The following is a 21,200-nucleotide window of genomic DNA, read 5'->3' on the forward strand; positions in this document are numbered from 1 at the left end:
CGCGTTCGGGATCACGTTTCTGGCGAGCGCGCTCATCGCGCCCTACTGGGACTCGCTTGCCGACAAATACGGACGCAAGCCGATGCTTATCCGTTCGGGGTATAGCTTGGCGGCTTTGTACCTACTCACTTACTTACTTCATACATGACCCGTACGTGTTCCTCGTCATGCGAGTGTTCCAAGGGCTGTTAGCCGGCTACGTCCCCATCGATCACGCTCGTCGCAACCAATACGCCAGAGAAACAGGCAGGCTATGCGCTCGGCATCATGGCAACGGCTGGAGCTACTGGTGGCATCATAGGGCCCGTGATCGGAGGCGTTGTCAGCCACTATACGAGCAACCGGGAAGCTTTCGTGTTCTCCGCGGAAGTGGTGCTCGTCGCCGCGTTGATCGCGACCTTTTTCGTTCACGAAACGAAATTCGACAAGACGGCGAAGCGTTCCCACATCCGCGACGATCTCCGGACGGCATGGGCGAATAAAACATTCGTCACCTTGCTAAGCCTCGTCGCGCTCAGTACGTTCTCCGTCATGCTGCTGGAGCCGCTGATTACCGTGTATGTCCTTCAGCTTGGGGCGGATAAGGGCAATGCTTCGCTGCAATCCGGTTTGATCTTCTCGGCAGTCGGCATCGCCACGCTTATCGCCGCTCCCCAGTGGGGCAAGATCGGCGGAGGCGTCTGTAACCTTCTTCAGTTCTTCGTCGGGCATTACGCGGACGTTAATAACAAAAACACCGACTCTCTGGTCGGTGTTTTTGAGAATCGGGCGGATTTATGGCGATGCATTGTATCGCTCCTCCTCACGCCAATGGAAAAACGATTCCCCGCAGTAAGCTCCCCGTTGTGCGCCCGAAGGATTCGCCGCGCTATCGTATGGCTAAAGCCTGTAACGTCGTTTTCCGGATTCCTCAAATTGTCGGCCCGGTAGAAAACTTCGAAAGCTTCTCGGAACCTGTTGGCACGGTGAGGGGACTGAAGATTGGATAAAATAGTTCATTAGTTATTAGAGTTGAGAACGTGGAAAGGACTTTTGAGATTGTTTGTAATATATTTCGCGTTAATTCGACAGCATTCGCAGAATATGGCGAGTATATTGTATTTTATACCTGATTTATGTATGTATAAATGCAAATTATTAAACTGTTACTAGTAGAAAGGGAGGATTACCTTAAATGCCAATTGCCATAGTTACGGGGATTAGATTCCAGAGAAGAAATGAATTCGCAATTTGTCATATAGATCATCTTTCGAATGAAATAAAAGAGGTAATACGGAATCAATTATCAGCAGTCTGTTATGGTCTTTCTAAAGCTGCGTCTGTACGGAAAACTTATAATTATAAAAATACTCTGAAAGAGTTTCTTAAAAGATACGATTCTAAATCTTCTGACACTAAACTTGGGATGATAGGGGAGTTATTAACGCATATTCTTATTTTTCAGTTTTTTACTGAGTTCAATGCGGTATCTCCATATTTTAATCTTGAAGAACGTAGTATAAAAAAAGGATTCGATGTTATTTTATATTCTCGTGGAAAAAAAGAATTATGGATCACTGAAGTGAAATCAGGTGAGCGTCACCAGAACAAAAATGCGGGTGAAACTATTATTACATTGCTTGGTACTGCAAAAAGGGATTTGGAGAAAAGATTGAACGAGAATGAGGTAACTTTTTGGGAAAACGCAATTAACGGTGCGACAACTGCATTAGCAAACAAAAAAGATATGAAGGATGCTGTAATGGATATACTTGGTGAAATCGGTGATGAGGTTGCTGAAGAGAGAGCAAAAAGTACGGATAAAAACGTTATTTTAGTAGCGTCACTATTTGCAAGCCTTACTGATGAAATCAAAGAATATGAAGTGAATAATTTTACAGGGAAACTGAGCAAGGATAAACCATTTAAGAATGTTATCGTTTTCTCAATTCAAAAAGCTACCTATCAAAATGTTGTAGATTTTCTAAGAGAGGAGGCAAAGTGATGAAGGGACTTACACTTGCTAGGTTACGAAACACAAATTTCAAAGAACTGTATCGAACTTTGGTTGTGGGAGAGATTGGCGGTAGAACTGAATTTGAAAAATTGTTATCTCTAGCAATTATATTTCTAAATGATAAAAACACAGATATCTCTCGATTGGGCTATAGAATCCTTGTGTTTTATTGTAATTTTACGAAGGACTACAAACCACTTTATGATGTTGCAATCAATGAAGGACTCATTCCAATTGTGAAACTTATTGAAAACATCGAGAAATATAAATCAAATTTTGATTCTTCTTTTTTCGGATCATTTTACTCTTCACTATTAGAGAATAATAAAAGAGATAACATATATTTAAGTGATCAACAATTAGATCTATTTGCTTTTTTTGATGAAAAACAAGATAAGTCAATAGCTGTAGTTGCACCAACCTCATATGGGAAATCTGAATTAATTATCTCCACATTATTGAAAAGAAAGGATGGAAATGTATGCATAGTTGTTCCAACAAAAGCTTTACTAGCACAGACAAAAAGAAGATTAATTAAGGCTAATATAACCAATATTAAGAAAATAATTACTCATCCGGAAATGTATCTTGAAGGTGAAGGGAACATTACAGCTGTATTGACTCAAGAGCGCCTGTTAAGGCTCCTTCGAAAGCATCCAACGTTATCTTTTAATTTAGTTTTTATTGATGAAGCTCACAATTTACTTGAAAATGGTGATAGAAGCATATTGTTGGCAGCAACAATTTCAATTTTGGAAAAAAGAAATGAAAAAATTGTTTTTAAGTTCCTTACCCCTTTCTTAATAGATAGCACAAATCTTAATGTGAAATATTCACAATATACAACGGAAACATTTAAAATCAATGAATACATTAAAACAGAACGATTTTATATATATGATTTCAGGGTTGGCAAAAGTTTTGTGATGTATGATCATTTTGTTGATGATTTTTTTAATCTGGATTTAGGTGATTATCAGGACGATGTTGATTTTATTTTAAGAAACAAGAGTAATAAGAACTTAATTTACTTGAACAAACCTATTGATATCGAACATCTTTCAGTTAGGATCGGCTCTAGACTTACTAATTTAGAATCAGAGATTATTGAACATGCGTGTGCTGAATTAAGCGAATATATGCATGGTGATTACTTTTTGATTAAATGTATTAGAAAAGGATTTATTTATCATCATGGGTCGGTTCCAGATAATGTGAGATTATATATTGAAAATTTGTTCACTACTGAGCAAATGATGAATTACGTTATTACCAGTTCAACCTTATTAGAAGGAGTGAATTTACCTCTAGATAAAATGTTTCTTCTGGACAACAAAAAGGGACGAGGGAAATTAAGTCCTTCTCAATTTAAGAACCTTATTGGAAGAGTATGCAGGTTTAATGAGATATTTTCACAAAAGAACGGAGGTTTAGAGAAACTTGAGCCTAAAATCTTTTTAGTGGGCTCAGAATACTACTCCGAAAATGCTAATATTGAAAAGTTTATAAGTGGTTGCATGAAAGTAGATAAAATAGAAAAAGATGAACCATCAAACGTACTTTTGAAGAATGTAAGTATCACGGATGCAAACAATCAAAAAAAAGAAATTGCAGATGAGTTTATTGAAAACTTTGAACCGGGTATTATCAATGGATATAGTAAAAGCTATGTTCAAACCGAAATTGGTAAACTATGCTTTATGAACAATATCACTGAAATAGATATTATAGTTAGTGAGCATCAGATGCAGCAAATTGCTGATACTTATGAAGGTGAAAGCATTGGATCGGCTGAAGGAGTGTTTGAAGCTATATTACAAATATTTTTACCCTTTGTTAAAGAAGGAGATGACTACAAGAATTTAAGCAGGTTATCATACGAAGAGTCACGTCGTTTTTACCAGATGTTTCTTAATTGGAGAATCAGTAATGCTTCTTATCGAGAAATGATTAATAGTTTTCTGAAATATTGGAGACGTGTTGAGAAACAGGACGATTCTGATGTATACGTTGGTAGATGGGGAGATAAAAAAAGGGAGGGGTTTAGGGATTTATGGACAGATATTAAGGAGAAAAATCAAGTACAACGAATAAACTTGGCCATTGTGCGTATAAAAGACGAACAAGATTTCTTAGATAATATTTTAATTAAATATATAGAGGTAATGAATGATTTTGGTTTACTTGAAGGTGCCTTTTATGAAAATATCAAGTATGGTACATCCGATAAAGACAAGATTGCTTTAATAAAGAATGGATTTAGTAACGGCCTGGCTAATTTAATTATTAATGACTACAGAGAATACGTCGAAATAGACACTAAGTTGAACACAATTAAAATTAATCAAACTCTTATTCAAAAGATGTCTGAAAATGATGAGAATGATATTTTGATTTATGAAGTTAAATACAATACTAAAGCAATTTAATTTGAAATTTGATTGTATGATTTTAATCTCTCAGGATAAATCCTCTCCTGTTCCCTGTTTCTATCATTATATTTAGCAGGAACCCCCAACCACTTTGACGAAATTATAGGAATAATGTCGTATTCCTACATTCCTATCAAGGTGGTTTCTTCATGAGCTTGCCAAGCGAGTTAACTGGAATTTTCTCAGTCAAACAAAAATCCTATAAAATGGTCCTCATTATGGCACTGCTCCAGGAAATGAATGAATCCGGGGAGCGTGAAGTCTCTCTCGAAAATGTAAAATCACGTTTCCTCTCACTATTACAAAATAGAGAATCTAATGGTGAACCCGTTGACTCTCCGGTAACCCCTGCAAATCGCTGGGCAGATGTCACCAAGGGACAGGTTAATCAAATTATTTATTCGCCAATAGCTGCTCTCGGGAGCATACTTGATCAGAATCCCCAGCTTCAAACCCTTTCCTTCAAAGAGCGTCTTCTGAACTCATGGGGTCAGAGCGTACTTACTGAATTGTACGATCATGCTTTTCAAATGCTTGAGCAGTATCATAGCGAGCGTAAATCGTCTGACTTTACAATCGGAAGCGCACTGTCCGGTGTACTGAATCAGTATCTTGAAGCCAAGCGTGAACCGCTAAAAAACAATTCGCTCGGCATGTACGTCCGTCAACAGATTCCGGCGGGGTTCAAAGAACTCGATTTTATCGCCGACAATTCAAACTTCAAGGTCCAAGCTTCTGTCGGTATGGGGGTATGGGCAACCGTTCCATGGATCGCCATTATGGATCGCCGACTTACCGAGTCGACGCAAATTGGCGAGTATATTGTCTACCTGTTCGCGGAGGATATGTCTTCCGTCTATTTGACGTTGGCGCAGGGTGTGACCGAACCGAATAAGAACGGGAAAGTGGAAGGCCACAAGTATCTTCGGAGCAAAGTGCAAGAAATCCGATCAATACTCCCGCTGGATGGACTTACGAAAGATGAGGAAATTCATCTCACCTCCGGTGGTCTCGGTCGGGAATATCAGGTCTCCACGGTAGCCTACTACAAGTATGATCGCAACAACCTACCTCCCGAAGAACAGCTTATTGCGGATCTTGGCAACGTAGTCTCTAACTACAAGCAGTATGTGGATATCGTCATCCAATCCCGTAACAGACAGGAGCCAAATTCAGTGACCGAGACAATGCCTCAATTCGCAGACCTCACCGTGACCGAGCGTCTTGATCACGCTAAAGCATACATACGCCAGAAAGGATTCTCCTTCCCGGAGTATCTTATCGAAAACTTCTACCTCTCCTTAAAAACAAAGCCGTTCGTTATCCTTGCAGGCGTATCCGGCACCGGTAAAACCAAGCTGGTCGAGCTATTCGCGGAAGCTCTCGGCGCTACGCGTGACAATGGTCAATACAAGCTGATTCCCGTACGTCCCGATTGGAGCGACCCCGCCGACTTAATTGGATATAAAGATCTCAATGAACGATTCCGCCCCGGGCCGCTAGCAGAAATCATGCTCGAAGCATCCCAGTCAGCCAATCAGAACAAGCCATATTTCGTCTGTCTGGACGAAATGAATCTTGCTCGAGTGGAACACTATTTCAGTGATATTCTGAGCATTCTTGAAACGCAAAAGCGCCAAGACGATCAAGTCGTCACGGACGTTCTCATTCAGCCTTCTCTACTGACAACATCCGAAGATAGAGACACATACGGAGATCTCCGTATCCCCGGTAACGTCTATCTGGTAGGAACCGTTAATATGGACGAGACGACCCATCCATTCAGTAAAAAGGTACTTGACCGTGCCAATACGATTGAGTTCAACTACATTCAATTGAATCAATATCCCGAACCGAGTACGGTAGACCAGGTAATGCCCCAACCTGCTCCGAACGACTTTCTGTGCTCGAAATATTTGCAGCTTGTCGATGCATATTACGGCGAGCAAGTAAGTGCCATTCAATCCACGACGGAGCAACTTGTTCGAATTAATGATATTTTGGAAACCGTGCATGCCCATGTCGGATTCCGCATTCGCGATGCCGTTTGCTTCTATTTGCTGTACAACACGCAGGCGAACCTGATGAGCGATGAGCAAGCATTCGACTTGCAAATGCTCCAGAAAATCCTACCCAGAATCCAAGGCAGCAATCGCTCGGTGAAGCGGGTATTATTGCAACTCCTTGAGACGGCTCTCAACAAGAGGTTAAACAAAAATGAGTTGGAGGACGATTCATCCGAACTGTGGGGGAATCTTGCCAAGACAACCGAACAAGCCATTTATCCTTTAAGCGCGAATAAAATCCTCTTTATGTTGCGGAGGTTGGAAGAGGATGGCTTCACTTCCTACTGGCTCTCCTAGTCGGGCGGTCGAACTTCTTCGCATCGAGACGAATTGGTTTAATCTCTACCTGCAGGGGAAGCCGTTCCATCCAGCAGTAGAGGCGCTTCAGCTCCACCGTCAGGAGGATTCCTCATGGATGAGTGCTCGATTCCTGCCTCAAGCGATTAGCGAGGAACTGGAATTACTTTCTGTCGAACGTTTTTCGCCAGAAGAACGTCGGCTGGTGTCGTGGGATCGGGATGTGTCGAGCCCGCCATTATTATTTGAAACGCAGAACTACGAGTTGATTATTGAGCTGGAAGCGGACCTCCCGATAACTTTTTACCATGATAATGTTTCGCTTCGTGAAGCGGTTCTTCCGAAGGGGAAACGTCTGCTTTCCGGTATCCTGAACTTTCAGAACGAGGTCGGGTTTACCGAATTGGAACTTCGGCTGCATGGCCGTACGGTATTTCTCCTACAACTCGAAATCTTCCCATCTAAGATGGAATACAAGAAAGACTACGAGGCGATTCTTCAAGACGTCAACGCACAAATGTACAATCTATCCTTCGACTTCTTGCGGAAGACGCATAGTTTTATGGGGTTAAAAGAGACTCGTCGCCAGAGTCTCTCGGAGTTCTTCGTCATTCTCCGGCAATTGTTCGGTAACCTGACCCATCAAGTTGAACTCATCAGAAATGCGCCCAATTATCAACTTCTAATGGAGAATCGCTTAATTGATTCCGCGCGAGTGAAGAAGCCCGGCCGCGCGAATGTGGCTTATCTTGCTAAACGTCCCTATTTACTATCGCCCAACGAAGTAAACGGCCAGCTAAATGTCCAAGGCCAACGATACTCTCCGACACGGTTGCTGGAGACGCGTCGCCATATCGATTACGACACTCCGGCAAATCGATTCGTAAGATGGGTTCTTCTTCGGGTGCAGCAACGGCTCAAAACCTTCAAGAGGTTGCTCAGCGAAAAGAGCAGGGCACAGGATCCGGACCTTATCGCGCAAATCGATAAAATGCAAAATGAACTGCAACGGCTCCTTCGGATTGATTTTCTTCAGGTAAGGGATATGAAGCAGCTTTCGATTACGCTTGTGCTGCAGATGGCGCCCGGCTACAGAGACGTGTACCGGAATTACCTGGTGCTGATGAAGGGGTTATCGATCCAGAATGACTTGTTCCGGTTGTCCCTGAAGGATCTGGCTACCTTGTATGAATATTGGTGCTTCCTAAAAATCAATGATTTGCTAAGTCGTAAATACGAGCTCGTCTCGCAGAACGTGATTAAGCTGAATCACGGAGGTTTGTTCGTAACGTTGGATCGAACCAAAGAGTCTCGCATCGTCTATTGCAACCCTCGTAACGGCGAGAAGTTTTCGCTGCAGTACAATGCGTTGCCATCCGGCGATAGGAGTCGCACTGTCGCTCAGAGACCGGATAACATCCTGACGCTGCAAAAAGAGCATTCCGCGATCGAGTACAAATACGTGTTCGATGCTAAGTATCGGATTAATCCGGCTTATGAAGGAACCGCCTATCGAAGAGACTATGTCACGCCAGGGCCGCAAGAGGACGATATCAACACGATGCATCGATACCGGGATGCCATCGTATATGAGACGGCAGAAGCGGGACAACGTGCGGATTACGAGCGCGCGATGTTCGGAGCATACGTCTTGTTTCCTTATCCTAACGAGGAAGAATATCGCGAGCATAAATTCTACAAAAGCATCGAGCTGGTGAACGTAGGGGCTTTGCCTTTCCTGCCAAGCGCGACTTCGCTAATGGAAAAGTTCCTGGATGAACTGATTATGGATAGCCCGGAGAAAGCTTACGAACGCGCCAATCAGCAACGCGGAACGAAGGACTACTATGCGGACAAGCTGTCGGGCAAAACAATATTGGTCGGCGCGCTCAGCCACCGCGATCAGTTGGAGGATCTAAGGAAGCATCGGTTCTACCACGTTCCTTTGAAGCATTTTTCAGACCATGGACAGTTGGCGGGGCTCGAGCATATCGCAATTTTTCAATCGATTGCCAAGTTCGGGAGAGATCAAGCGGGGATCTACCTTCGCGGCAGAATTCGGTCGTGGCAAGTGTTGCCGAGGGAGCAGATTATCGAAATTCCTTCACGGCGCAATGCCAGTAGCGAGCTATACGTAAGGTTCGACGTGGAAGAGTGGTTGCCGTTACAGCAGCCGATCCTTCCTGGCGTATATGGAATCAAGCATGTGCTGGTGACAAGCGCATACATCTTCGATCGGGCAGAAGAAGTGGCTGAGCTTCGCTTGGAGACGGACGAACAACTTCGTGAGTGGCGAGAGAAGCGGCGTCAAGGCAAGGTCAAGGTGCAGTGGGATTCGCAGGATGTGGATCAGGCTAGCGTGTTGTCGGAGATAATGGTGGATCAAACAAAGGAATGACGGATTGGGAAGTGGTTTCAGTGATCAAGTGGAAATTAGTAGTTTGCTCACGTAGTAACATTATCGGTAGATAAAAGAGTTTAAAAGTTGAATATGACATAAAGAAGTAGATAGATAAATGTGGGAAGGGAAGTGGTATCAATGAGGAGCTCCACAAGAATGATTCAGAGAATATTATTTAAAAATAAAATATTGGCAAGTAATGGTCAAGCGTTTGAGGACTTATTTTGTAAAGTCATGATGTACTTCAATAAAAACTTTCGGCCCGTAAAGCCTCAAGGTGCTGTAGGAGATAGGAAAAATGACGGGTTCGATGATTTACTTGGAGTATATTACCAAGTTTATGCCCCTGAGAACATCGGGATAAAAACAGCAGTGACTATAAAAAAAATCAAAGATGATTTTTTGGGGTTGTATAATCAATGGCCAGGGATTAATCAATTCTTCTTTGTAGTAAATGATAAATATAATGGTGTTCACCCTGATATTGAACTTACTTTACAAGAGCTTCAAGATTCCCATGGAATTCGATGTAAGCCATTACTAGTTAAAGATCTTGAAGAAATGTTTATCAATCTGGATATAGATAAAATGAAAACAATAATCGGAGATTTTGATGAAAATTATGAATTAGTCTATGGGAGTGGATTTAGATACTTGAGTTTGCAAGAGAACCGTAATTTTGTTGGGAGAGAAATATTTATTCAAGGAATCAAAGAGTTTCTGGATAAAAAGAAAGGTATTCAAACGGTTGTGATTAAAGGAATGGGGGGGATAGGTAAAACACAAACAGCACTAAAGTACTTGTACAATTTTATTGATTGCTATAATTCGATATTTTGGATAAATGCTGAAAGTGTTGAAACCATTGAATCAGATACAGCTGAAATATGTAATCAACTGGGAATATCTCTTGAAGGTAAAAAAAATATTGGAAGAAATAAAAACAACAGTTTTATACAAATGTTAGAAGCCAATGATACTGCTCGAAAATGGTTATTGATATTGGATAATGCACCGAGTGAAGATTTACTTTCACCGTATATTCCTCGAACTGGTAATGGTGATGTATTAATCACTTCACAAAGTGATCATTGGTTCAATATAGATTTGCCGGTAGAGTTGCAAGGCTTATCAAACAACGAGGCAGAAAATTTATTAAGTACTTATGCACAACAAAAGAACGAAAATAACTTTATTGCAGAACTTGCAGATGAGTTAGCTAATTTTCCTCTCGCATTGGTACAAGCCGGATCTTATATTCGTATGGCAAAAATTACAGTTGAACAATACTTAATTGAAATACGTGATGAAAAAAGAAAATCGTATTTACTAGCCACCTCTAGTCCGATAAAAATAAAGGGTGTTTCAGCTGAATATGACTTTGTAGTGACTACGGTCTGGAGAAAGACATTTGATAATATATCCAAAAGCTCTCGGATTTCCAGTGAAGTAATTTGTTGGTTGGCGTTTATATCTAATTCTATATTCCCTATTAGGTTATTAAGGATATTAATTAAACATTTAGAAAGGCAATTCGGCTTGGAGAATCAAGTTGATACTGTAATCGGGTACCTAACTAGTTATTCGTTAATTAATATATTTGATAGTGGAATAACGATTCATAAATTAGTGCAATGGGTAACACAGATGGAACTACAAACAGATAAATCAAAAATATTGTGTTCTCTTTCAGAGCTGTTACTTGATGGTTCTCATTTCAACACAAAAGAAAGAAATATCCGTGAAGAACTTTACTTACTACTGCCCCATTATATTAGTATTTCAAGACAATTAGATGTTCTAAAATCAAACGCACTTGAGACAGCTCAGTTAAGTTTTACATGCGGCAAATTTCTTGTGCGTGAAGTGGCAGATTATTATGGTTCGCTTGAACACTTGAAGAAATCTCTGGAGATATGGAGCATACATCTCGATGATGCTAGTTCTACGAGAAGTGAAGTCATGTTGGCACATAATTTTAATGAATTGGCGTATGCTTACGAGAATCTTGGTGATTATAGTAGCGCGCTCTCTCACTATATGAATGCTCTAAATATAGACTTAAAACTACATACATTAAATCCAGTTAACCTAGCAAAAAGTTATAATAATATAGCGGTGCTATATCAGCAAATGGGGAAGTATAAAGAAGCGTTAGCCGCATTTCAAAAGAGTCTACATTTATATAGTAACTTAAATGATGCTGAAGAATTTATTGTTCAAACAAAGAGTAATATTGGAGCAGTTTATTTTTTACTTGGTGAGTTTGAAAATGCCATACAAATATTAAGAGAAACAATTTCAATTGAAGAAAGTTTGTATGGATATAGCCATATTAACCTGGCAAATCAATATAATAATTACGCTGAAGCACTGAAAGAAATTGGCCAATATGAAGAAGCATTGGTTTATTACCAAAAATCAATTACAATCTCAGATAATTATTACTTAAACCATAATCCATTAAAGGAAAAAGTGTTAAATAATATGGGGTTGTTATACATCTCTCAGTTTAACATAGAAAAAGCCCTGCAAGTTTTTCAAGATGCTTTAAAAAGTGTTATCGCGATTTATGGAACTAAACACCCGAATACATCAAAAACCTTCATTAATATTGGTCTAGCATATATGGAAAAAAATAACCCTCGTGAGGCTTATATTTACTTTAACAAAGCATTGGAAATAGCCGAAAAAGTATATTCGGAAATGGATGCACATCCTGAAATGTCGAAACTATTAAATAATCTTGGATGGTGCTGCGAATCTTTAGACGAGTTAGAACAAGCTGAGAATTACTTGTTGAAATCAATAAAAATGAATTTTATGATCTATGGAACGGAAATTCATCCTGAGATAGCAACAACATATATAAATCTTGCCATGGTTTATTCTAAGATGGGAGAGCTTGATTCAAAATATTTTCAATTGGCGAAAGAAAAATATGAAAAAGGAATATCTATAGATTGCAAGTGCTATCATGAGAATCACATTGAAGTGGGAAAGGATTATTTTAATTATGGTGGATTATTATTTACAATTAACGAAGTTGATAGAGCGTTGGCAATATTTAATCAAGCTCTTTTAATATTTCGAAGTCAATTTGTAAATGATCATCCGAGAATTGCTGACATACATATTCAAATAGCTACGATCTATCGTAGAAAAGGTAACGATAAGCTTTGTAGAGAGCATTTAATTAGTGCAAAGGGAATATTGGTAAAGTTTCCTGAAGATGAAGAAAATTCGATGAAACTACAAATGGTTAATTTAATGTTAAATTTAATGTAATAGGAAACGACTCCAGCTATGATGCCAGCGGCGAATAAAGTGATCGTGTAGGAAGCGAGTGAACAAGATGATCGAAGTAGCAGCGGCAATTATTGAAAACGACCAAGGACAGATCTTAATCGCAAGGCGTAAAAAGGGGAAGTCGCAAGAGGGGATGTGGGAATTCCCCGGCGGAAAACTCGAGCCTGGCGAATCGCCGGAAACTTGTCTCATTCGTGAGCTTCAAGAGGAAATGGGAATCGAGATTATTCCTTATGAGTGGTTCGGTAATAACGAGCATGATTACGGAACCGTCCAAATCAAGCTGATCGCTTACATGGCTAAATATTCGCAAGGCGAAATAAAGTTAACCGACCATGACGAATATCGATGGGCAGGTCGTTCTGAGCTTAGCGAGTATGATTGGGCTCCCGCGGATATTCCATTCGTAGAGCGGTTATTATCTCTCCGTCACCCCATACCGCGAGAGAGCCTTGGCAGCTGAATCCCGCATACGCTCTTGAAGTCGCTCGCCTTCTACGATTTTTACTCTCAAGCCGAGAAACCGGATCTTCGACAATAGAAACTCGCTCTCGTCGGCGAGATAGGTAATGTGGATGAAGTAGACGTTAGAAGCTTCATCGTAAGACACGGACTTCTCGAAGCAGGAGAAGGCATATAGAATGCGCGACAGCTCCGCGTTGTACGTCTGGATAACCTGGACGACGGCGCGTTCTTTGCGTTTCTCCAATAAGTGATTCAATAAGTCCTTTAAGGCTGCGATCCGCTCAGAGGACAGAACGTTTTCCTCGACGGACACGATGTTATGCAATTTGGTAGACATAAGAGAGTGGTTGCGCGTGCTGTACCATTGCAGATACCATTCTCTCTTGACCATGTTATACTCTAGCTTATAGGGGAAGCCGGTCTGGTTAGACTTTACCCCGCCATGCTTAATGCCGTAGGTAAGGCGAATGCCAAGGTTCAACATAATCATCCTGCGGAGCGTTCGAAGCATCGGATGGTAGACTTGGCGTTCGCGGCTTTTGGCTTTCTCGATAATAATCTCGCGAATATCATCGGCGGATTCGCTCTGCAAGAGTTCCCCCAATTTGCTTAAGGTATCCGGGGTGAAGGCCGCGGCCGAGGCGGAATGCTCGAGCATCGTCTTCAGCCATGTCCGTTCTTGAGAGGTCAGCGCGAAGGAGCCTGTCTCGTCCAGACGCGAAATGATCCTGTAGTTAAAGATTTTCTCGAACAGATTCATAGTAATCCCGAATCTCCTTCCACTCCGCGATGAACTCCCGACGTAACCATGAGGGCTCCAGCACTTCGCAGCTAGACCCGAAGCTGCGCAGCCACGGCTTGATTTCGTTTACTCCGTTAACTATGATTTCGAATCGGAACGTCGAATCGGATTCCTCCGTAATCGTGCCCCACTGTCCTTGCGCCTCTACGCGCTCTCGAACGAAATTCGCTCCCGATCGATCAGGGTTGTAGAAACGCGCCGCAACCTTAATAGGCCGCAACGTATCCGTTACCCAGCTATATTTCATTTGCTCTAGGATGGCATTCAATCGCTGTGTGAAATAGTCTTCCGAAACCGATTCTCCTTCTTCGACTTGGGTTAATCCTTCCATCCGGAACTTCATCAACCCCAGCCGAGGACTATGTCCAATGACATACCAACGCCCGTACTGGTGGTCATATACGACCCGAAGGGGAAGAAGCGTCTGCATGTTGCCTTCCGTTTCCCGTTCAAAGAGAGGGTTCGTATTCTGCGAAGAATAGTTCTTTCCTTTCTTAGGCGACAAGTAGAGAAACCTAAGCGTCCTGCGCCGCTGGATCGCACGAAAAATAGGATAAAGATGCGCTTCGTCTAGAATGCGCGAATGGTAGTGGTATTTATAGCGATGAGACTCGGCGGCATCCGTATCGAAGCCGCGCTTAAGCAACGCTTTCTTCAGAGTGGCTCTTAACAGATAGCCCTGTACGGAAGGTACCTGGGTATTGGCTACGACATCGACGTAGTCGAAGAGATCCAGAAGCTCCTCCTCCGACAATCGATCGATTAAGTCGTTGGACGCTTTGTACCTATAGGGGCGCGTTCCGCTCATACGCATAATAACGCCGACGTCCTCCAAATACTTCAGGTCGCCCCGAACCGTCTTTTCATCCGGCAACGGGAATTCGGCCGGCATCTGATCGCTGCACAGATCTTGCAGGTCTTTGGCAGTTAGTTCTTGCGACTGGAGCGCGGTCAACAGCAATGTAAGCCGAATGCTTTCCGTTTCCTTCAACGACTTGGCGCGGAATAGGAAGAGGAGCAGCGGGTCGGCGGATTCATAGTAGTTGTAACGAAGCCCTTCGGATAACTCGGATCCTTGCTCATTCAAGTTGCCTTGTTGAAGAGTGCCGAGCATTTCCTTGAGATTCCGAAGCGTCTTGTCATAGGTATGGACGGAAATACCGAGACGTTCGGCGAATTGTTGCCTGCTATAAGCGCCGCCGGCTAGCGCCAGCATGCGAAGGAATTGAATTTCCTTATCGAAGCTTTCTCGAGCCACCTGCGTACCTCCAGCCTGTACCGAATCGCGATTAATCTTCATTGTACCAAGCACGGATGTTGGGGGAAATGGAAGATTTTTATTCGTCGCCATACTTACGCCATGTTCGCGAAGCCGCGGATGAGCGAAGATAGGTTCATGAAGCCGACGTCGAAAGGCTAAGGCGGATATCGTTGAGGCGTATGGAAGGGTTACTTCGAATTCCCTCGGCATGTCGTTGGTTCGAGTCCAACTCCCGCCGCAAGGCGGGGTAGCTCAGCTGGTAGAGCAGCGTACCTTTCCGACTTTTTCCTCAACGATGTCATTTATGAAGGATGACGACCGGCGAGGCGCCGGGGAGGGTTTCTTCGCTACTGAAGCGCACCAATGGAATACCCGGGCTATACGGCAGGTTCGAGTCCTGCAGTTTACCTTCCCCGCTTATTCTTCGCCGGTTCTAATCTAAGGAGGTTCTATCGATGAGTTTTGCGAAAAAACTGTTTTCGGCCATGAGGCCGACAACGTGGAACAAGGATGGATATCCTGCCTATACCCGTTCAATTGAAGAACAGTATCTACAGATGCTGACAACCAATACATTCGGCAATACCTACTATGCGGACCAGCAAACACTCCTTGCGGAGGCCGAAGAGCAGCACCGGGAAATGGCGCAGAGCAATCCGCAATTCATGGCGAAGTCGCTTGTCTATGCAAGGAACGAAGGTTATATGCGCTTGCAGCCCTTACTCGGCTTGGCGATTCTGTCGGGTATCCGGCCGGACCTGTTCGCGAAGATTTTCATGCACGTCGTCCGAATTCCTTCCGACTTGTCCGACTTCCTGACGATTCTTCAAGGCATGGGGCGCGGCGAGGGCGGCAGAGCGGTGAAACGGCAAGTAAACCGTTTCTTGAGCGGGGTGTCCGAGTACTGGGCGATCAAGTACAACGGGCGCGGCAGAGGGTACAGCTTGGGCGATGCGATCGCGACGGCTCACCCGAAGCCCGCGGATTTGAAACAGCAAGCGCTGTTCCGTTACTTGCGCGGTCAAGAAGCTAATCTGGCTTTGCTACCGCAAGTGGAGGCGCTTGAGTATTTGAAACGCGCGGCTACGGAAGCGGAGCAATTGCATTGGATCGAAACGGGCAAGCTTCCGCATGAAGTCGTGACGGGGGCGGTGAAGCCGACGAAAGCGGTGTGGGAAGCGTTGATCGAACAAATGCCGACGTTCGCGTTGTTGCGTCACTTGAACACGTTGGAGCGCGCAGGCGTTCTTGAAGATCGCAACAACCTAGATACGGTGGTTGCCCGATTGACCGATCGGCGTACGCTTCGGAAGGCCAAGATACTGCCTTTCAGGTTCGCCAAAGCGTTCCGTCAGGTACAACATCCCATCTTGCAAGATGCTCTTCGGGACGCGGTGGAGTTTACGTTCGAGAATCTGCCCGACTTGGAAGACAGAACGGCGATCTTCCTCGATATCTCCGGATCGATGGACGGGGAGTACTTGCAGATCGGCTCGGTGTTCGCGCTGGCCTTGTACAAGAAAACGCAAGGAAACTCCTTGTTCTGGTTATTCGATACCGAGGTTGAGGATGCGAGGCCTTCCCGTCGGGACAGCATCTTGTCGCAGGCAGAGCGGATTCGGGCCCGCGGCGGTACGGATACGGGAGCTCCGGTACGGAAGCTGCTGGAAGAGCGGCGCAAAGTCGACCAGATCGTCATCATCACGGATGAACAACAAAACAGCGGAAGCCCGTTTTACGAGGCTCTGTCGAAATATCGCGCGAAAGTAAATCCGAACGTCAAAGCGTTTATTATCGACATCGCACCCTATTGCAGCGCTATGGTTCCGACTCAAGACCGCAATACGTTCTACGTATACGGTTGGAGCGACACGGTACTTCATTACATTGCACGGACGGCGAAAGGTTACGGCACGATCGTCCAAGAAGTCGACGGCATAGATCTGGATGCCGAGTAACGCGTCAAATCAGGCGAACATGAAGATTCCGATCATGGTCGCTCCGTAGGAATGGGGGAAAGGACATGAGAGAGATCCATCAAACGATAGCCGAACAATTAGTTCATATAGAAAGGGAAGAGCAAGTCCGCATCCTCTATGCGTGCGAATCGGGAAGCAGGGCATGGGGCTTTCCTTCGCAAGATAGCGATTACGATGTGAGGTTCATCTATATTCGCCAACCGGAGTGGTATCTGTCCATCTTCGATAAGCGGGACGTCATCGAGCGGCCGATCAACGACCAACTGGACATTAGCGGCTGGGATTTGCGTAAAGCGCTTAACCTGTACCGCAAGTCGAACCCGCCTTTGCTGGAGTGGCTGCAATCGCCGATACGGTACGCGGAAAGATACAGCGCAACGTCTCGGCTTCGCGAATTTTCCCCGTTAACTTTTTCGCCGAAGTCTTGCATTTACCACTACCTGAATATGGCCCGCGGCAATTACCGGATGTATTTGCAAGGTGAGCAGGTTCGGATCAAGAAGTATTTCTACGTGTTGCGTCCCGTCCTGGCTTGCGAGTGGATAGAGCAATACGGCGAAATGCCTCCGATGGAGTTCGACTTACTAGTGGAACGGCTCATACCTAAGGACGGAGCGTTGTGGCAAGAGGTGCAGCAATTGCTCGTTCGGAAGAAGGCGGGCGAGGAGCTGGATTACGAGCCGCGGCTGAATCCGATCAACGAGTATCTGGAAGATAGACTGCGATATCTCGAACAGGCGGCAGCGAAGTCGAGAACGGGCGAGAGCAGAATGGATGAACAGCTGGACACCTTGTTCCGCTCTTCGCTGCAGGAAGTATGGCATGAACAAGCATGAACTAAGAATGACTGCAGGCTCTCGCGTGGGAGAATGCAGTCATTCTGCTGTCGAAACGTTGTAGGATGTTTTGTCGGTTTTTATCTGATAAAGAAGGAATCTAAGGAATAGAATGGAATATATTTGACCAAGACAAAAGATGATGAGGCGCACACCAATGGACCAGAAAACAGCGGATTATTTACCTTCTACGACGATAGAATCGATTGCTTCGACCTATGGACCTTCACTATTTTTTAGGCGATGGGCCGCAACGATTATTGATACTCTGATATTGGCGGGTTTCATTGGCATGATGGCATTAGGCGAGAAAATGGGAGACGATTATTTAGCGATTGCCTTCTTACTGTGGATTGCAATTATCATTTCCTATTATCTGCTGCTTGAAGGGTTCACCGGCTATACGCTCGGGAAATTCTTTCTTCGTATTCAAGCAGTGAACGAGGAGGGAAGGGTACCCGGATTCGTGAAGTCGTTGATACGCACGGTATTGCGTCTCGTGGATACGAATCCTCTATTAATGGGAGGGCTTCCGGCAGGAATAAGCGTGTTGGCCACGCGAAAAAAGCAGCGGTTGGGCGATATGGCGGCGAAGACATTCGTCGTTAAGGTTCGGGACTTGAATATCAATAGCAAAGGCAAAACGACGATATTGGCGGTTGCTTTTTCTATTCTTGCTATAGTGTCAGTCTCATCTGGCGTATATGGCATATCCTCGATAATACGGGACAGCCAAATGAGCGAAACTTACCTAAGCGAAGACGAACAATTCCAAATTACGGTCCCGTCCAGTTGGAGCAGCGATTCGGAACTACATGAAGATGCGGATATTTCCATTTCGAATCGGTACGAGGAAAAATATTTTGTTGTTCTCTCGGAGTCTAAACAGGCGTTTGACGAAGGGACGACTCTCGAGGAATATGAGACGATCGTCGAGGATAATTTCGTCGCGGAAATGAAGAGTCGGGAGTTCATCGTGGCTCCCCATAACATTCTGGTTAACGGCAACTCCGCCATCCAATTTTCTTTTCCTATTACGGTAGATGACATTCCGACTACATACCTTGTTACGGTTGTTGAAACCTCGTCGCATTTTCACCAGCTTGTCGCATGGACGCTTGAAGAAGAGTACTCCGGACTGGAGGCAGAGTTGGAGGAGGTCGCCGCAAGTTTTCAAGAAGCGGTAGTTATGGAAGTATAATTGTCGTATCGACCTACAGGAAGGAAGTTTCGGATGGTTAACGTATTCGCCGTCAAAATGACGAAGCCGCTGTCGGCGGATCTGTTCATGCGCTTGGCGGATGATTTGCCGAATGATAGGCGGGAGCGGTTGAGACGCTTCCGAAGGGACGAGGATGCGCAGCGTACGTTGCTGGCCGATATTTTGATTCGTTATCTGATCCGGATGCGACTCGGGATATCGATGACGAGAGCATCATTCCAAAGTAATGAATTCGGCAAGCCTTTTCTCGAAGGACGAAGCGATTTCCATTTCAATTTAACCCACTCCGGTCATTGGATCGCGGCGGCGGTTCACGATCGCCCCGTCGGCATCGACGTGGAGCGGATTCGCGCCATCGATTTATCCATCGCGAGCCGTTATTTTACAAGAGAAGAATGCGACTCTATTTTTAACATGCCCGAGACGCTGCGCCTAGAGCGGTTTTACGAGATTTGGGCTTGCAAAGAAAGCTACGTGAAAGCCGAGGGACGGGGACTTTCGATTCCTTTGCAGTCTTTTTCCGTGCGATTCCAAGGAGAATTGCCTTATTTGCAAACCCAGCCGTCATCCGTTCAGCGCGCCTTGCGACTGTACGCCATGGAAGGCCACCGAATGGCCGTGTGCGCCGAGACTGACCTTTTTCCGCAATGGCCGACGGAGTGGACGAGCGAAGAATTGGCGGCAAGCTATTTGGTGCAATAACTGTCGCCATGATAACCTGGTCGTCTTCGACGAGCGGGCTTCGTTCAATCATCAGAAAGTATAAGTTTTATGGACATCTACTCATCTAGGCTTAACCTAATCTCCGTGTCATTTTGGAACAATCGTACCATTATCCCCTTGCCTCAGAAGGAGTGCCTATCAGCGGATTTTTGAATGCTATGATTGGAGAATGGAGAATGGAGAACGGATTCCCGGATATCACGTTCGATTTTGCCGTTTCATTTTAGAGTGGAACGGGTTATCGGCAACTTAAAAAACAAGCATCCCATGCATCAGGCGTTCCATAGACTGAGATATTGACCTTTCCACTTCGCTTTGCTTCCCGAGACCACCCAAGGAACGACGAGTGAATATTTCGGTGCCGAGGTGCCATGTGGTTAATCTGTGAGAGCCACCGTGTTAATAAAATAGAGCCATTATGTTATTTTAGAGAGCCAGGCGGGGACTAAACTAACGGGGCAGAAGAGCTGAATATTCAGACTTGGAAAGATTGTAGAAACAAGGATACGGATGATAGTATTTTAGTAGTGATTAAACATAATTTTAGGATGGTGTGACTATGGCAGAAGGTATTATTATTAAAGAATATTCCGATGAATTTCAATCTCAAGTTGTTGAATTAATCCTTAATATTCAGCAAAACGAATATAATATCCCGATAACGAAGCACGATCAACCCGATCTCTTTAATATCGTAAGTTTTTATCAGAATGGGACGGGTAACTTTTGGGTTGCTTTGCATAATGACCGAGTTATTGGTACTATTGCTTTGGTCGACATAGGAAATAATCAAGTTGCTCTAAGAAAAATGTTTGTTGAAGAAAGCTACAGAGGTAAAATATTCAGTACCGCAAGTCAGCTTTTATGTACTGTACTAGAATGGGCAAAAGTCAAGTCAATCAAAGAAGTTATCCTAGGGACTACACTTCAATTTGTTGCCGCTCATAGATTTTATGAGAAAAATGGTTTTGTAAGTGTATCGGTGGATGAGTTGCCAGCTAACTTCCCCGTTATGGCGGTTGATAAAAAGTTTTATAAATTTACTGTTCAATGCTAAAAATGTGTTCATTTTTACGCTAACGGAAACGTTAGTTCAATATTACAAGGACGGGAGCCACCTCAGAACGAGGTGGCTCTCCTTTACGAAAAGGTGGCTCTATTTCATTAACATAGTGGCTCTCATTCGTTAACCAAGCGGTTCTGCAGCACCGAAATATACAACGAGAACCGGTGCAAGAATAATGTGGTAAAAAAATTCAACGTTACGAGTTTGTTTTCAAAAGCAAGAACAAGGGTTAACCTCCTGATCGGTCCTGATCGGTCCTGATCGGAAGGGATAATGGTAGAAGCGACCGAGCGTAGGTTGAGTAACTTAGCAGGTGAAAACCCTGCCTGGAAAGGCGAGAGCCAC

At 44.0% G+C, this 21,200-nt stretch carries 14 protein-coding genes, 1 tRNA gene and 1 pseudogene; 13 read left to right on the forward strand and 3 right to left on the reverse strand.

Going from position 1 to position 21,200, the window contains the following annotated elements; translation table 11 throughout:
* Position 1 precedes the first annotated feature (1 nt).
* The 7 genes and pseudogenes from ACFPPD_RS23150 to mutT form a co-directional block, all read left to right on the forward strand.
* A pseudogene (locus tag ACFPPD_RS23150) lies at positions 2 to 714 on the forward strand (MFS transporter); the annotation flags it as partial.
* 460 nt (positions 715 to 1,174) lie between these two features.
* Positions 1,175 to 1,984 (forward strand): Hachiman antiphage defense system protein HamA, encoded by an 810-nt coding sequence (locus tag ACFPPD_RS23155; RefSeq protein ID WP_209745936.1) that lies wholly within the window; start codon positions 1,175 to 1,177, stop codon positions 1,982 to 1,984.
* The gene (locus tag ACFPPD_RS23160) at positions 1,984 to 4,425 is read left to right on the forward strand and encodes a DEAD/DEAH box helicase (RefSeq protein WP_209745938.1); all 2,442 of its coding nucleotides are present in this window, start codon (positions 1,984 to 1,986) and stop codon (positions 4,423 to 4,425) included. Before ACFPPD_RS23155 ends, ACFPPD_RS23160 begins: the two co-directional genes overlap by 1 nt.
* Positions 4,426 to 4,577: 152 nt before the next feature.
* Positions 4,578 to 6,791: an McrB family protein gene (locus tag ACFPPD_RS23165; protein ID WP_209745940.1), complete on the forward strand. Its 2,214-nt coding sequence runs from the start codon at positions 4,578 to 4,580 to the stop codon at positions 6,789 to 6,791.
* The gene (locus ACFPPD_RS23170) at positions 6,763 to 9,189 is read left to right on the forward strand and encodes a DUF2357 domain-containing protein (RefSeq protein ID WP_209745942.1); all 2,427 of its coding nucleotides are present in this window, start codon (positions 6,763 to 6,765) and stop codon (positions 9,187 to 9,189) included. Before ACFPPD_RS23165 ends, ACFPPD_RS23170 begins: the two co-directional genes overlap by 29 nt.
* Before the next feature lie 159 nt (positions 9,190 to 9,348).
* Positions 9,349 to 12,480, forward strand: coding sequence for a tetratricopeptide repeat protein (locus tag ACFPPD_RS23175; RefSeq protein WP_209745944.1), 3,132 nt, complete (start codon positions 9,349 to 9,351; stop codon positions 12,478 to 12,480).
* Between the two features lie 67 nt (positions 12,481 to 12,547).
* On the forward strand, positions 12,548 to 12,964 hold the full coding sequence (mutT, locus tag ACFPPD_RS23180; protein ID WP_209745946.1) for an 8-oxo-dGTP diphosphatase MutT: 417 nt from the start codon (positions 12,548 to 12,550) through the stop codon (positions 12,962 to 12,964).
* Here the strand turns inward: mutT and ACFPPD_RS23185 are convergent.
* Positions 12,920 to 13,726 (reverse strand): WYL domain-containing protein, encoded by an 807-nt coding sequence (locus ACFPPD_RS23185; protein ID WP_209745948.1) that lies wholly within the window; start codon positions 13,724 to 13,726, stop codon positions 12,920 to 12,922. The genes mutT and ACFPPD_RS23185 overlap by 45 nt on opposite strands.
* Positions 13,701 to 15,026, reverse strand: coding sequence for a helix-turn-helix transcriptional regulator (locus ACFPPD_RS23190; RefSeq protein ID WP_209745950.1), 1,326 nt, complete (start codon positions 15,024 to 15,026; stop codon positions 13,701 to 13,703). The genes ACFPPD_RS23185 and ACFPPD_RS23190 overlap by 26 nt, the downstream gene beginning before the upstream one ends.
* Positions 15,027 to 15,188: 162 nt before the next feature.
* Here ACFPPD_RS23190 and ACFPPD_RS23195 point away from each other — a divergent pair.
* The 6 genes from ACFPPD_RS23195 (at position 15,189) to ACFPPD_RS23220 (ending at position 20,846) form a co-directional block, all read left to right on the forward strand.
* Positions 15,189 to 15,267: transfer RNA gene (locus tag ACFPPD_RS23195), tRNA-OTHER, on the forward strand.
* Positions 15,268 to 15,484: 217 nt separating this feature from the next.
* Positions 15,485 to 16,987, forward strand: a complete 1,503-nt coding sequence (locus ACFPPD_RS23200; protein ID WP_209745953.1) for a TROVE domain-containing protein — start codon at positions 15,485 to 15,487, stop codon at positions 16,985 to 16,987.
* A gap of 65 nt (positions 16,988 to 17,052) precedes the next feature.
* Positions 17,053 to 17,844: a nucleotidyltransferase domain-containing protein gene (locus ACFPPD_RS23205; protein WP_209745955.1), complete on the forward strand. Its 792-nt coding sequence runs from the start codon at positions 17,053 to 17,055 to the stop codon at positions 17,842 to 17,844.
* Positions 17,845 to 18,001: 157 nt separating this feature from the next.
* Positions 18,002 to 19,045 (forward strand): RDD family protein, encoded by a 1,044-nt coding sequence (locus tag ACFPPD_RS23210; RefSeq protein WP_209745956.1) that lies wholly within the window; start codon positions 18,002 to 18,004, stop codon positions 19,043 to 19,045.
* 33 nt (positions 19,046 to 19,078) lie between these two features.
* Positions 19,079 to 19,768 carry a 4'-phosphopantetheinyl transferase family protein gene (locus ACFPPD_RS23215; RefSeq protein WP_209745958.1) on the forward strand — a complete coding sequence of 230 codons (690 nt, stop codon included), beginning with the start codon at positions 19,079 to 19,081 and terminating at the stop codon, positions 19,766 to 19,768.
* A 580-nt stretch (positions 19,769 to 20,348) separates the two neighbouring features.
* Entirely contained in the window at positions 20,349 to 20,846 is a 498-nt protein-coding gene (locus ACFPPD_RS23220) for a GNAT family N-acetyltransferase (protein WP_209745960.1), read from the forward strand.
* Positions 20,847 to 20,968: 122 nt separating this feature from the next.
* Here ACFPPD_RS23220 and ACFPPD_RS23225 read toward each other — a convergent pair.
* A partial coding sequence (locus ACFPPD_RS23225; RefSeq protein ID WP_378083522.1) for a hypothetical protein occupies positions 20,969 to 21,200 on the reverse strand: 232 nt, incomplete at its 5' end.

This window comes from Cohnella suwonensis (assembly GCF_042655365.1).
In the GTDB taxonomy this organism is placed as follows: Bacteria; Bacillota; Bacilli; order Paenibacillales; family Paenibacillaceae; genus Cohnella; species Cohnella suwonensis.